This is a genomic window from Pseudonocardia spirodelae, from assembly GCF_037727765.1.
Lineage (GTDB): Bacteria > Actinomycetota > Actinomycetes > Mycobacteriales > Pseudonocardiaceae > Pseudonocardia > Pseudonocardia spirodelae.
In genome coordinates this window covers 63208-75855 of sequence record NZ_JBBJUP010000002.1, presented here as the reverse complement: position 1 = coordinate 75855, position 12648 = coordinate 63208, and the positions used below count along the sequence as shown (strand labels likewise).

Sequence of the window (12648 nt, the reverse complement as noted above, 5' to 3'; positions counted from 1 at the left end):
TCAGGCGCCGGTGCGGCTGCAGGACGGGTGGAACCCGGCCGCGACCAGCCCGCGGACCGCCGCGGCCGGGTCGCCGCTGGTGACCAGGCCCTCGCCGACGAGGACCGCGTCGGCGCCCCAGCCGGCGTAGGTGAGCAGGTCACCCGGGCCGCGGACACCGGACTCGGCGACCTTGATGACGTTCGACGGCAGCCCGGGGGCGATCTCGCCGAACACCGACCGGTTCACCTCGAGGGTGTGCAGGTTGCGCGCGTTGACCCCGATCAGGGAGGCGCCGGCCTCCAGGGCGCGGTCGCACTCCTCCTCGGTGTGCACCTCGACCAGCGGGGTCATCCCGAGCGACTCGATGCGGTCGAGCAGCGAGGCCAGGACCGGCTGCTCCAGCGCGGCGACGATCAGCAGCACGACGTCGGCGCCGTGCGCGCGGGCCTCGTGCACCTGGTACGGGGTGACCACGAAGTCCTTGCGCAGGACCGGCACGTCGACCCGGGCGCGGACCGCGTCGAGGTCGGCGAGCGACCCGCCGAAGCGGCGCTGCTCGGTCAGCACGCTGATCACCCGTGCGCCGTTGGCGGCGTAGGCCTCGGCCAGCTCGGCCGGGTCGGGGATGTCGGCGAGCGAGCCCTTCGACGGGCTGGCCCGCTTGACCTCGGCGATCACGCCGACCCCCGGCTCGCGCAGCGCGGCCATCGCGTCGCGCGGCGGCGGCGCGGCCGCGGCGCGGCGCTTGATCTCGGCCAGGTCGACGGCCCGCTCGCGCTCCGCGAGGTCCTCCCGGACGCCGTCCACGATGGACTCGAGGACGGTGGGTGCACGCCCCGTCCCGTTCCGTCCCGCAGGACCCGTAGTGCTCACAGGGCCGACTCCTCCTCCGCTCGCGCGTCGCCCGGACGTCGCGGCCATGCTAGTTCTCCCCCTCGCGCGGGCCGACGGTCGGGTCGCCGCCGGCGTCCAGCCGCTCCCAGGCGGCCCGGTCCGGGTCCGACGGCGTCGTCGCCGCCCGCGTCCCCGGCGCGGCGTAGCGCGCCCCCAGCCGCGGCAGCCGCGGCTCGCGGACCACCAGCAGCACGGCCGCGGCCAGCGCGACCACCCCGCCGGTGACGGCGAGCCACGGCCAGGCCGTCGCCGTCACCGCGCCGGCGCCCGCCGGGGCGTTCGGCGCGTTCAGCCCGGCGCGGGCCGAGGCCAGCTCCACCGCCGACGGCGGCACCGCGACCAGCCGCAGCGTCAGGCCGACGGCGGCCAGCGCGGCCACGCCGACCAGCACCCCGAGCACGCGCCGGGCGACCCCGGACAGCGCGACCAGGGCCGCGACCGCCGCCACCAGCAGGGCCGCGACGGCGGTGACGACCGGCTGCAGCCGGGCCCCGGTGGCGCCCAGCTCCACGGTGCCGCGCGTCGCGGTCGGCACCGTCAGCACGAACCAGTCCGCCGAGCCGGCGCCCCACAGGGCCCCGGCACCGAGCAGCAGCCCGAGCACGACCAGGCCCATCGCCCGCCGGTCGGTGCGGGCGCCCCCCGGGGCCGTCACGCGCGCTCCGGCGGTGTCGGGGACCCGGTCACGGGGGCGCTCAGCGACCCGGCGGCCGCCACCGCGGACAGCACCGCGCGGGCCTTGTTGAGGCACTCCAGGTCCTCCGCCGCCGGGTCGGAGTCGGCGACGATGCCGCCGCCCGCCTGCACGTAGGCGGTGCCGCTCCGGATCATCGCGGTGCGGATGGCGATGGCGGTGTCGGCGTTGCCCGCGAAGTCCAGGTAGCCGACGATGCCGCCGTACTGGCCGCGCCGGGTCGGCTCCAGCCGGTCGATGACCTGCATGGCGCGCACCTTCGGCGCGCCGGACAGGGTCCCGGCCGGGAAGCAGGCCAGCACCGCGTCGAAGGCGGTGCGGTCGCCGCGCAGCAGCCCGGTGACCGTCGAGACCAGGTGCATGACGTGGCTGTAGCGCTCGATCTCGAAGAAGTTCCGCACGGTCACCGTGCCCGGCTCGCACACCCGGCCGAGGTCGTTGCGGCCGAGGTCGACGAGCATCAGGTGCTCGGCGCGCTCCTTCTCGTCGCCGCGCAGCTCCTTCTCCAGGAGCTGGTCCTCCTCGTCGGTGGCGCCGCGCCAGCGGGTCCCCGCGATCGGGTGCGTGGTGGCGCGCCCGTCGAGCACGCTGACCAGCGCCTCCGGGCTGGACCCGACGATGGAGAACGGCGCGCCGCCCGCGGCGTCGTCGAGGCGCAGCAGGTACATGTACGGGCTCGGGTTGGTGGTGCGCAGGATCCGGTAGACCTCGAGCGGGTCGGCCGTGCACTCCATCTCGAAGCGCTGCGAGAGCACGATCTGGAAGGCCTCGCCCGCGCGGATCTGCTCCTTGGCGTCCTCGATCGCGGCGTGGTGCTGCTCGGGGGTGCGCCGGCGCAGGAACTCCGGGCGGGTCGGGGTGTAGACCGCGACCGAGCTCGGCGACCCGGCGGCCAGCTCGCGGGTCATCCGGTCCAGCCGGGCGACGGCGTCGTCGTAGGCCTGGTCGACGCGGGCGTCGCTGGCGTCCCAGTTGATCGCGTTCGCGATCAGGGTGACGGTGCCCTCGTGGTGGTCGAGCGCGGCCAGGTCGGTCGCGAGCAGCATGACGAGCTCGGGCAGGGCCAGGTCGTCGACGGCCGGGTCGTCCGGGTCGGCGATGCGCTCGACCCGGCGGACCACGTCGTAGCCCAGGTAGCCGACCATGCCGCCGGTCAGCGGGGGCAGGCCGGGCAGCGGCTCGGAGTGCAGCTCGGTGACCACGGTGCGCAGCGCGTCGAGCGGGTCGCCGGTGGTGGGCAGCCCCTCGGGCACCTCACCGGTCCAGACGAGCTCGCCGTCGACCGCGGTCAGCGCGGCGGCGCTGCGGGCGCCGACGAACGACCACCGCGACCAGGACCGGCCGTTCTCCGCGGACTCCAGCAGGAACGTGCCGGTGCGCTCGCCCGCGAGCTTGCGGTACACCCCGACCGGGGTCTCGTCGTCGGCGAGCAGGCGGCGGGTCACCGGGATGACCCGGTGCGCCCGGGCCAGCTCACGGAACTCCTCGCGGGTCGGGCTCACCGCGCCCAGGGCGGCGGCCGCGGGGACCGCGGGGGCGGGGGCGTGCTGCGTCCGCTCGGTCATGCGGGGCATTGTCCCCGAGTCGTGACGGCCGCCCTCGCGCGGGTGAAGATGGGCCGATGACCGAACCGAGCGCCCCCGCGCCGCCGCCCGGCGGTGCGCCGCCCCGCCGTCGCGGCCGCCGCTCCGGCGGCGCGGACACCCGGGCCGGACTGCTCGCCGCCGCCCGCGCCGAGTTCGCCGAGCGGGGCTTCGACGGCGCCACGGTCCGCCGGATCGCCGAGCGCGCCGGGGTGGACCCGGCGATGGTCAACCACTGGTTCGGCGGCAAGGAGAAGCTGTTCCTGTCGGCACTGGACCTGCCCGTCGACCCCGGCACGGTCCGCGAGCTGGTCCTCACCGGGCCCGGCGACGGCGTCGGGGAGCGGATCGTGCGCGGGTTCCTCACCGTGTGGGACACGGGGGGCGGCACCGCGATGGCGGCGCTGCTGCGCAGCGTGGCCGGGCACGACGTCGCGGCCCGGATGCTGCGCGAGTTCGTCGTCGGCGCGATCCTGCGCCCGGTGACCGGCCGCTGGTCCCCCGACCGGCCCGACGAGCGCGGCGCGCTGGTGGCCTCGCAGCTGATCGGGCTGGGCATGATGCGCTACGTCGTGCGGCTCGAGCCGCTGGCCTCGGCGTCGCGCGAGGAGGTCGTCGCGACCGTCGCGCCGACCGTGCAGCGCTACCTCACCGGGAACCTGGGGTCGACGAAACCCGAGGTGTAGGCGGCGACGACGGCCTGGGTGCGGTCGCGCGAGCCGGTCTTGGCGAGCACCCCCGCGACGTGGGTCTTCACCGTCTCCACGCCCAGGTACAGGTCCGCGGCGATCTCGGCGTTGGACAGCCCGCGGGCCATCAGCGTCAGCACCTCGCCCTCCCGGGTGGTGAGCCCGGCCCCGGCGAGCCGGTCGCCGCGGTCGCCGGCGAAGCCCGCGACGAGCTCGCGCAGCGCCGCCGGGAACAGCACCGACTCCCCCGCCGCGACGGTGTGCACCGCACGGACGATCTCGCGCGGCGGGGTGCGCTTGAGCAGGAACCCGCTCGCGCCCGCCTGCATCGCGTCGAGGACGTACCGGTCGTGGCCGAACGTGGTGAGCACCAGCACCCGGGGCGCGTCGGGGGCGCGCAGCAGCGCGCGGGTGGCGGTGAGGCCGTCGACGGCGGGCATCCGCACGTCCATCAGCACCACGTCGGGGCGCAGCCGCGCGACGAGGCCGGGCACCTCGGCGCCGTCGGCGGCCTCGCCCAGCACCCGCAGGCCGGGGTCGGCGTCGAGCACGGCCCGCAGCCCGGTGCGGATCAGCTCCTCGTCGTCGACCAGCAGGACCCCGACGGTCTCGCCGCTCGTCATCGCTCCCCTTCCCCCGCCACCGGACCGTGCCGGTCCGTCCTACCGCGACGGTCCCGCGGTGCGCGCCCCGCCGCGCCGGTCGCCGGTCCCGGTGTGTGCCCCGGCGCCGGGCAGCCGGGCGTGCAGCACCCAGGAGTCCCCGCGCGGGCCGGCGTCGAGCCCGCCCCCGAGCAGCGCGACGCGGTGGGCGGCACCGGCCAGGCCGCGCCCGCCGCCGTCGCGGGTCGGGGCGGGCGGGCCGAGCGGGCTGGTGACGGTCAGGGTCAGCCCGCCCCCGTCGCGGCGCAGGACGAGCGCGACCGGGCCCGGGCCGGCGTGGCGCAGCGCGTTGGTCAGCGCCTCGCGGGCCAGCCGGTACGCCTCGCGCGACACCGTGCCGGGGACCGGCGGCCCGTCGTCGACGGTGGCGCTCAGGTCGGCCCCGGCGGCGCGGACGCCCGCGAGCAGGGTGCCGAGGTCGTCGAGGTCCCCGGCCGGCCGGTCGGTCCCGGCCGGCCCCGGGGGACCGGCGGGGCCGGGCGGGCCGTCCGGTGCGCGGTGGGTGGTGGGGCCGGGCGGGTCGGCCGGGACCGCGTCGGGGTCGCGTGCCAGCAGCCCGAGCACGTGGTCGAGGTCGTCGAGGGCGGCCCGGCCGGTGTCGGCGATCGCGGCCAGCGCCCGCCGGACGAACTCCGGGTCGCGTTCCAGCAGCTCCGCCGCCGCGCCGGCCTGCAGCGTCGTGACGGTCAGGGCGTGGCCCACCGAGTCGTGCAGCTCCCCGGCGAGCCGGTCCCGCGCGGCGCGGTGCCCGGCCCGGCGCCGTTCCCGCTCGAGCTCGGCGGCCAGGCGCTCGGCGGGCGTCGGGCCGAGGACGCGGGCCGCGAACCGGGCCTGCACCGCGCCCAGCCCCGCCGGGACGGCCGCGGCGAGCAGCACCGCCGCCACCGCCGCGGGCGGGCACCACCAGGCGGCCGCCCCGGTCGGCAGCGGCGACCGCAGCACCCAGGGCGCCTGCAGCAGCGCGACCGCGGTCGGGACCAGCCACAGGACGGCGGCGGCACCCACCGCGCCCGCGAGGACCGCGAGCAGGATCCAGGCCGCGGCCCGCAGGCGTCCGCCGCCGCGCGGGTCGGGCAGGTCGGCGTCGAGCAGCGTGCGGGCGGCCGTCGTCGCCAGCTCCCGCACGCCCGGCAGCACCAGCACCCCCGCCCCCACGACGGCGGCCGGCACGCCCAGCGCGAGCGCCACCGCGGGTCCGGCCGCCGCGCCGGTGCCCGCCACGAGCCGGGCCACCGCGGCGTAGGGCAACCCGACGACCGCCCCGAGCAGGCAGTGCACGGCGCGGCGCGCGGCGACGGCGACCTCCACCCGCCGATCGTCGCAGACCGGGGCGGGTGCCCGGCTCCCTCGCGCGGGGGAGCCGGTCCCCCTCGCCTGCGGGATCCGCCGCGGGCCCCCGCGCCGGACCGTGGACGCCATGACGACCACCGACCTCCCGGCCCCGCCGGACACCCGCCGCCCGCGCCGCGCCCTGGGCGCCGCCGCCGTCGCCGGGACCCTGCCCTACCTCGCCCTCAAGACCGCCTGGCTGACCGGGCACCCGGTCGGGCTGGACGACCCCGCCCTGGTCGCGGGCGGGTCCATGGCCGCGCTCAACGCGGTCACCGTCGGCATGGACCTGTGCCTGGTCGCGCTGGCCGTGACGCTCGGGTCGCGCTACCCGCTGCGCGCCCCGGCGGTGGTGGTGCTGCTCCCGGCCTGGGTCGCGACCGGGCTGCTGGCGCCCATCGCGCTCGTCTCGTTCCCGCTGACGCTGTTGTTCCCCGACACCGCGGGTACGGGCATGGAGCCGTGGGTGCGGCCGGCGGTCTACGGCGGGTTCGCCTGGCAGGGGGTGTTCCTGCTGGCCGCGTTCGCCCTGTCGGCCCGCGAGCGGTGGGGCTGCGGGCCGCGGCCGGCCGGGCCGGCCCCGGAGCTGGGACGGGTGCTGCTCGGCGGCGGTGCCGTGACCGGTGTGCTCGGCGCCGGGCTCGGCGTCGCGTACGGCGTCCTGTCCGGGTCGGTGCCGCTGCTGGTGCAGGGCGTGGTGGCCGCCGCCGTCGCCGTGGCCGGGATCGCGGGCGTCGCCGCGCTGGTCCGCGGCACGGGCGGGCCGCTCGCGGTCCTCGCCGCGTGGACCGGCAGCGCCGTCCCGTTCGCCGACGGGCTCTGGGCCGCCGTCACGACGATGGGCGGCTCACCGCTGTCGGCCGCGGGGGCCCCGGCGTACGGGCTGGGGAACCTGGCGGGCCTGCTCTCCGGGTTCGCGCTCGCCGCGGCGGCGCTGGTCGCCGTCACCTGGCCGCCGCCCGCCGCCGCCCGCACACTGGGGTGATGGTCGATCTCTCCGCCCGGCTGCCCGGCGCCGTCACCGACCGGCTCGCGGCCCTGCGCTCGCGGGTCGGGTCGGCGGTGTTCAGCCGGGTCGCCGGCGACGAGGGCTCCGGCCGCCGGGCCCGCATCCTGGGCGCCGAGGGGCCGCGCTGGTTCGACGACGGCGCCGCGATCCGCACCGTGCACGGCGACGCGTCGATGTTCGTGGGCGGGCTGCGGGCGCTGCTGCTGCAGTCGCTGCACCCGCTGGCGATGGCCGGGGTGGCGGGACACTCGGGGTTCCGCGGCGACCCGTGGGGGCGGCTGCAGCGCACGTCGTACTTCCTGGCCGCGACCACGTTCGGCCCGGCCGAGGAGGCCGAGCGGGTGATCGCGACGATCCGGCGGGCGCACTCGTTCGTGCACGGCACCGCGCCCGACGGGCGCCCGTACTCCGCCTCGGACCCGCACCTGCTGCGCTGGGTGCACGTCGCCGAGATCGACAGCTTCCTCACCGCGCACGACCGCTACGGCAGCACCCCGCTCGACGCCGCGGGCCGCGACGCCTACGTCGCCGACACCGCGCGCGTCGCCCGCGAGCTGGGCGTGCCCGACCCGCCGGAGTCCACCGCGGAGCTGGCGGCGCAGCTCGCGGCGTACCGCCCGGAGCTGGCCGGGACCCCGGAGGCCCGCGACGCGGCCCGGTTCCTGCTGTGGGAGCCGCCGCTGCCGCTGTCGGCCCGGCTGCCCTACGGCGTGCTGGCCGCCGCCTCGGTGGGGCTGATGCCGCGCTGGACCCGGCTGCCGCTGCGGCTGCCGTGGCTGCCGGTGGCCGAGCGGACCGTCGTGCGGGCGGGCGGGCACGCGATCACCGCGGGTATCCGGTGGGTGACGAGCACGCCACGGCCCGCTCCCCCGCCGATGCCCCCGGTGCACCCCTGACCGGGCGTGCGCTCAGTCCCCGGCGAGCAGGACGTCGGTGTCGAAGCAGGTCCGGGTCCCGGTGTGACAGGCGGGCCCCTCCTGGTCGACGACGACGAGCACCGCGTCCCCGTCGCAGTCCAGCCGGACCTCGTGCACGTGCTGGACGTGTCCCGACGTGCCGCCCTTGACCCAGTACTCCTGGCGCGAGCGCGACCAGTAGGTGCCGCGGCCGGTGGTCAGCGTGCGGTGCAGCGCCTCGTCGTCCATCCAGCCGACCATCAGCACCTCACCGGCGCGGGACTGCACGACGGCGCAGACCAGCCCGTCGGCGTCGCGCTTGAGGCGGGCGGCGACGCCCGGGTCCAGTGCGGACTCGGCCGCCGTGAGCCGGGTGCTCCGCGTCGTCATCGGACCTCGACCCCCTCGGCGCGCAGCGCGTCCTTCACCTCGCCGATCCGCAGCTGCCCGAAGTGGAACACGCTCGCGGCCAGCACGGCGTCGGCACCGGCGCGGACGGCCGGGGCGAAGTCCCCGACCGCGCCGGCACCGCCGGAGGCGATCACCGGGACGTCGACGACCTTGCGCACCGCGGTGAGCATCTCCAGGTCGAACCCGGCGCGGGTGCCGTCGGCGTCCATCGAGTTGAGCAGGATCTCCCCCACCCCGAGCGCCTGGCCGCGCTCGGCCCACTCGACCGCGTCGATCCCGGCCGAGCGGCGGCCGCCGTGCGTGGTGACCTCCCAGCCCGAGGGCTGCGGCGCACCGCCGTCGGGGACGCGGCGGGCGTCGACCGACAGCACGATGCACTGGCTGCCGAACCGGCGCGACATCTCGTGCAGCAGGTCGGGGCGGGCGATCGCGGCGGTGTTCACCGAGACCTTGTCCGCGCCCGCGCGCAGCATCCGGTCGACGTCGTCGGGGGTGCGGATCCCGCCGCCGACGGTCAGCGGGATGAACACCTGCTCCGCGGTGCGGCGCACCACGTCGATCATGGTGCCCCGCTCCGACGACGACGCGGTGACGTCGAGGAAGGTCAGCTCGTCGGCGCCCTCCGCGTCGTAGACGCGGGCCATCTCCACCGGGTCGCCCGCGTCGCGCAGCTCCTGGAAGTTGACGCCCTTCACCACGCGCCCGGCGTCGACGTCCAGACAGGGGATCACACGGACGGCGACGCCCATCAGGCGCTCACCGCCCGCACGGCCGCCAGCGCCTCGGGCAGCGTGAACCGGCCGGCGTAGAGCGCCTTGCCGATGATCGAGCCCTCGATGTTCACGCCGGTCGCGGCGACCTCGGCGAGCCGGGTGAGGTCGGCGACCTCGGAGATCCCGCCGGAGGCGATCACCGGGGCGGTCGTGGCCCGCGCGACCTCGGTGAGCAGCTCGACGTTCGGGCCCTGCAGCGTGCCGTCCTTGGAGACGTCGGTGACGACGTAGCGGGTCGCGCCGTCGGCGTCGAGGCGGGCGAGGATCTCCCAGAGGTCGCCGCCGTCGGAGGTCCAGCCGCGCCCGGCGACGCGGCGCCGGCCGTCGATCATCTTGACGTCGAGGCCGATGGCGATCTTCTCGCCGTGCTCGGCGAGGACCCTGCGGCACCACTGCGGCTGCTCCAGTGCGGCGGTTCCGAGGTTCAGCCGGGCCGCCCCGGTGGACAGCGCGCGGGCCAGGGACTCGTCGTCGCGGATGCCGCCGGACAGCTCCACCGCCACGTCCAGCGTGCCGACGACCTCGGCGAGCAGCTCGGCGTTGGAGCCGCGGCCGAACGCGGCGTCGAGGTCGACCAGGTGCACCCACTCGGCGCCGCCGGTCTGCCAGGTCAGGGCGGCGTCCAGCGGGGAGCCGTAGCCGGTCTCGGTGCCGGCCTCGCCCTGTACCAGCCGGACGGCCTGCCCGTCGACCACGTCCACCGCGGGAAGCAACGTGAAGCTCACCGCGCCAGGGTATCCGCGCCGCACCTAGCCTCGACCGGGTGGCCGAGGGGGACAGCATCTTCCGGCTCGCGGCCCGGCTGCACGCCGCCACCGCGGGTGCGGTCGTCGCGCGCTCGGACGTGCGCCACCCCCGCTTCGCCGGCGCCGACCTCGCCGGGCAGCGCATCACCGCCTGGGTGCCGCGCGGCAAGCACCTGCTGGCGCGCACCGCGGGCGGCTGGACGGTGCACTCGCACCTGCGGATGTCCGGGCGGTGGTCGGTGCTGCGCCCCGGGAAGCGGCTCCCCCGCTCCGTCGCGGCGGACCTGCGCATCGCGCTGCACCTCGTCGACGGCCGCACCCTGGCCGGGATCGGGCTGCCGGTGCTGGCGGTGCTCCCGACCCGCGACGAGCACACCGTCGTCGGGCACCTGGGCCCGGACCTGCTGGGCGACACCTTCGACGGCGGCACCGCCCTCGCCCGGCTGCGCGCCGACCCCGGCCGGGCGGTGCTGGCGGCGCTGCTGGACCAGCGCGTCGTCGCCGGGCTGGGGAACATGTGGGCCCAGGAGCTGCTGTTCCTGGAGCGGGTCTCCCCGTGGCGGGCCTGCGGCACCGTCCCCAACCCCGCCGCGCTGCTGGAGCGCGGCCGCGCGCTGCTGCGCGACGCCGTCGAGCGGAACCCGGCGCAGAACACCACCGGTCGGGTCCGGCCGCGGCACTTCGTCCACGGCCGCTACCGGCGGCCCTGCCTGCGGTGCGGCACCGCGGTGGCGTTCGCGCCGCCCGGGAGCACCCCGCACGGCCGCGAGACCTGGTGGTGCCCGCGCTGCCAGCGGTGAACGCGCGGCCCGCGCCGGTCCGCCCTACCGTCGGATCATGGAACTCTCCGGGGCACGGACGCTGGTGGTCGGGGCGACGGGTGTGCTGGGCGGCGCACTCGCCGACGCGTTGCGCGACGAGGGCGCGACGCTCGCGCTGGCGGGCCGCACCGAGCCCTCCGGGGCCGGCGGGGAGCCCACGTTCACCTTCGACGCGCTCGACCTGGAGCGCTGCGCCGCCGTCGTCGACGAGGCCGCCGACGCGCTCGGCGGGCTGGACCTGGTGCTCGTCGCGATCGGGGTGGCCGGGTTCGGGGAGGAGTCGGAGAACGACATCGTCACCGAGCATCTGCTCACGGTGAACGCGCAGGCCCCGATGGCCGTCGGCCGGGCCGCGCTGCGCCGCTTCCCGCCGAGGTCCTCCTCCGACGGCCGGGCCGGTGGGACGCTCGCGATGATCTCGGCGATCCTGGCCGACGTGCCGACGCCGGGGATGGCGGCGTACTCGGCGTCGAAGGCGGCGCTGTCGGCGTGGCTGACCGCGACCCGCGGTGGCGTGCGCACGCAGGGCGTGCGGGTGCTCGACGTCCGGCCGCCGCACATCGAGACCGGGCTGGCCGAGCGCGCCGTCGCCGGGACGGTGCCGTCGGGGATCGCGGCGGGCTCCGACGTCGCGACGCTCGTCGGGCAGGTGCTCGAGGCGCTGCGCTCGGACAGGCGGACGGTGACCTTCGACCTGCGCTCCGGGGAGTACGCGCTGGGCTGAGCGCGCGTTCCGCAGAACGCCCGTGGCGGCGCGCGAGCACGGCCAGACTCCCCGCCGTGGCCTTCCTCCGCGCTCGCAGGCGCGCCGACCGGACCGCGCCCCGCGCCGAACCGCCGTTCCTGCCGTCGGCCCCGGACCGGCGCGAGATCGCCGAGTACCGGAGGCGTCGGTACGGACCGGTCTCGTGGCTCGGCAGGCTGATCTCCCTCGCGGTGGTCCTCGTCGTCGGACAGGTCTGGCTGCACGTCCAGGCCCAGCAGATCGACTTCGGGCCGGTCCGCGACCCGGCTCCGGCCGTCTCCGCGCCGGCCGCCCCGGCCGCCCCGGCCGCCCCGGCCACCGACCTCCGTACGGAGGAGGGGCTGACCCGCCTCGTCGACGACGTCCGCCGCGCGACCGGGAGCACGGTCGTCGACCGGGTCGCGGTGTACGGCGCGGACCGGGTGACCGTGCAGACGGCCGAACCCGGCCGGCCCACCCGCACCCGTACCTACGTCTGGGACTCCGACGACGGGTTGGGCGTGGTCACGACCGATCGACCGCTCGCCCGGGACCCGGCACAGCGCACCGTCGACCTCGACGACCTCGCGCCGGGACCGGTCGCGGACGTGGTCGCACGGGCCCCCGGCACCGTCGGTGTGCCCGCAGCGGAGACCACCCGCCTGTTCGTCGCCGACCTCGGCAGCGGTCCCGCCGTCCGGGTCACCTGCGTCGGCCGCGACGGCCGCATCGGCGAACTGGAGGCCCGGCCCGACGGCGGCGGCGTCGTGGTGGGTGTCAGCCCGTGACCGAGCGCAGCCAGTTCTCCAGGACGGTGGCGCCGGCGTCGCCGGACTTCTCCGGGTGGAACTGGGTCGCCGAGAGCGGCCCGTTCTCCACCGCGGCGACGACGTCCTCCCCGTGGTGGGTCCAGGTCACCTTCGGCGGGGCGATCGCGTGCGAGGGCTCCAGGGTCCAGCGCCGCACGCCGAAGGAGTGCACGAAGTAGAAGCGGGTGCCGGCGTCGAGCCCGGCGAACAGGGTGCTGCCCGCGGGCACGCGCACGGTGTTCCAGCCCATGTGCGGCAGCACGTCCGCCTGGATCTTCTCGACCAGGCCGGGCCACTCGCCGCAGCCCTCGGTGTCCTCGCCGAACTCGACGCCGCGCTCGAACATGACCTGCATGCCGACGCAGATGCCGAGCACCGGGCGTCCGCCCGCGAGGCGGCGGCCGATGATCTGCGGGCCGCGGACGGCGTGCAGGCCCTTCATGCAGGCGGCGAAGGCGCCGACGCCGGGCACCACCAGGCCGTCGGCCTCGGTCGCCGCGTCGAAGTCGGACGTGACGGTGACGTCCGCGCCGACGCGTTGCAGGGCGCGCTCGGCCGAGCGCAGGTTCCCGGAGCCGTAGTCGAGGACGACGATGCGTGCCACGCGGCCAGCGTAGTCGGCACCC

At 77.4% G+C, this 12648-nt stretch carries 15 protein-coding genes; 6 read left to right on the top strand and 9 right to left on the bottom strand.

Annotated elements, in window-relative coordinates; translation table 11 throughout:
• Genes trpC through WJX68_RS02655 form a run of 3 tightly spaced genes read right to left on the bottom strand, consistent with a single transcriptional unit; the run spans position 1 to position 3135 of the window.
• A complete protein-coding gene (gene trpC, locus WJX68_RS02665; protein WP_340285945.1) occupies positions 1–855 on the bottom strand; it encodes an indole-3-glycerol phosphate synthase TrpC in 855 nt (284 codons plus the stop codon).
• A gap of 49 nt (positions 856–904) precedes the next feature.
• Complete coding sequence (locus WJX68_RS02660) at positions 905–1531, bottom strand: Trp biosynthesis-associated membrane protein (RefSeq protein ID WP_340285944.1); 627 nt, start codon at positions 1529–1531, stop codon at positions 905–907.
• Complete coding sequence (locus WJX68_RS02655) at positions 1528–3135, bottom strand: anthranilate synthase component I (RefSeq protein ID WP_340285943.1); 1608 nt, start codon at positions 3133–3135, stop codon at positions 1528–1530. The genes WJX68_RS02660 and WJX68_RS02655 overlap by 4 nt, the downstream gene beginning before the upstream one ends.
• Before the next feature lie 56 nt (positions 3136–3191).
• Between WJX68_RS02655 and WJX68_RS02650 the strand changes: the two genes are divergently transcribed.
• Entirely contained in the window at positions 3192–3839 is a 648-nt protein-coding gene (locus tag WJX68_RS02650) for a TetR/AcrR family transcriptional regulator (protein WP_340285942.1), read from the top strand.
• Here the strand turns inward: WJX68_RS02650 and WJX68_RS02645 are convergent.
• Together WJX68_RS02645 and WJX68_RS02640 are read right to left on the bottom strand one after the other, a co-directional pair.
• Entirely contained in the window at positions 3797–4465 is a 669-nt protein-coding gene (locus WJX68_RS02645; RefSeq protein WP_340285941.1) for a response regulator, read from the bottom strand. The genes WJX68_RS02650 and WJX68_RS02645 overlap by 43 nt on opposite strands.
• A 39-nt stretch (positions 4466–4504) precedes the next feature.
• A complete protein-coding gene (locus tag WJX68_RS02640) occupies positions 4505–5812 on the bottom strand; it encodes a sensor histidine kinase (RefSeq protein ID WP_340285940.1) in 1308 nt (435 codons plus the stop codon).
• Between the two features lie 109 nt (positions 5813–5921).
• On the opposite strand from WJX68_RS02640, the gene WJX68_RS02635 reads away from it, so the two are divergent.
• A complete protein-coding gene (locus WJX68_RS02635; protein ID WP_340285939.1) occupies positions 5922–6818 on the top strand; it encodes a hypothetical protein in 897 nt (298 codons plus the stop codon).
• The gene (locus WJX68_RS02630) at positions 6818–7738 is read left to right on the top strand and encodes an oxygenase MpaB family protein (protein WP_340285938.1); all 921 of its coding nucleotides are present in this window, start codon (positions 6818–6820) and stop codon (positions 7736–7738) included. Before WJX68_RS02635 ends, WJX68_RS02630 begins: the two co-directional genes overlap by 1 nt.
• Before the next feature lie 12 nt (positions 7739–7750).
• On the opposite strand, the gene hisI is transcribed toward WJX68_RS02630, so the two are convergent.
• The 3 genes from hisI to priA are packed head-to-tail and all read right to left on the bottom strand — an operon-like array spanning position 7751 to position 9647.
• Positions 7751–8128 carry a phosphoribosyl-AMP cyclohydrolase gene (hisI, locus tag WJX68_RS02625; protein WP_340285937.1) on the bottom strand — a complete coding sequence of 126 codons (378 nt, stop codon included), beginning with the start codon at positions 8126–8128 and terminating at the stop codon, positions 7751–7753.
• Positions 8125–8898 (bottom strand): imidazole glycerol phosphate synthase subunit HisF, encoded by a 774-nt coding sequence (gene hisF / locus WJX68_RS02620; RefSeq protein WP_340285936.1) that lies wholly within the window; start codon positions 8896–8898, stop codon positions 8125–8127. The genes hisI and hisF overlap by 4 nt, the downstream gene beginning before the upstream one ends.
• Positions 8898–9647, bottom strand: a complete 750-nt coding sequence (gene priA / locus WJX68_RS02615; RefSeq protein ID WP_340285935.1) for a bifunctional 1-(5-phosphoribosyl)-5-((5-phosphoribosylamino)methylideneamino)imidazole-4-carboxamide isomerase/phosphoribosylanthranilate isomerase PriA — start codon at positions 9645–9647, stop codon at positions 8898–8900. The genes hisF and priA overlap by 1 nt, the downstream gene beginning before the upstream one ends.
• A gap of 38 nt (positions 9648–9685) precedes the next feature.
• Here priA and WJX68_RS02610 point away from each other — a divergent pair, with 38 nt between their 5' ends.
• From WJX68_RS02610 to WJX68_RS02600, 3 genes are read left to right on the top strand one after another with little or no spacing between them, the layout of a single operon-like run.
• Positions 9686–10468, top strand: coding sequence for a DNA-formamidopyrimidine glycosylase family protein (locus WJX68_RS02610; RefSeq protein WP_340285934.1), 783 nt, complete (start codon positions 9686–9688; stop codon positions 10466–10468).
• A 37-nt stretch (positions 10469–10505) separates the two neighbouring features.
• Entirely contained in the window at positions 10506–11213 is a 708-nt protein-coding gene (locus tag WJX68_RS02605) for an SDR family NAD(P)-dependent oxidoreductase (RefSeq protein WP_340285933.1), read from the top strand.
• Between the two features lie 56 nt (positions 11214–11269).
• Positions 11270–12001, top strand: a complete 732-nt coding sequence (locus WJX68_RS02600) for a hypothetical protein (protein ID WP_340285932.1) — start codon at positions 11270–11272, stop codon at positions 11999–12001.
• Here WJX68_RS02600 and hisH read toward each other — a convergent pair.
• Positions 11991–12626: an imidazole glycerol phosphate synthase subunit HisH gene (gene hisH, locus WJX68_RS02595; protein ID WP_340285931.1), complete on the bottom strand. Its 636-nt coding sequence runs from the start codon at positions 12624–12626 to the stop codon at positions 11991–11993. The genes WJX68_RS02600 and hisH overlap by 11 nt on opposite strands.
• Positions 12627–12648 lie beyond the last annotated feature (22 nt).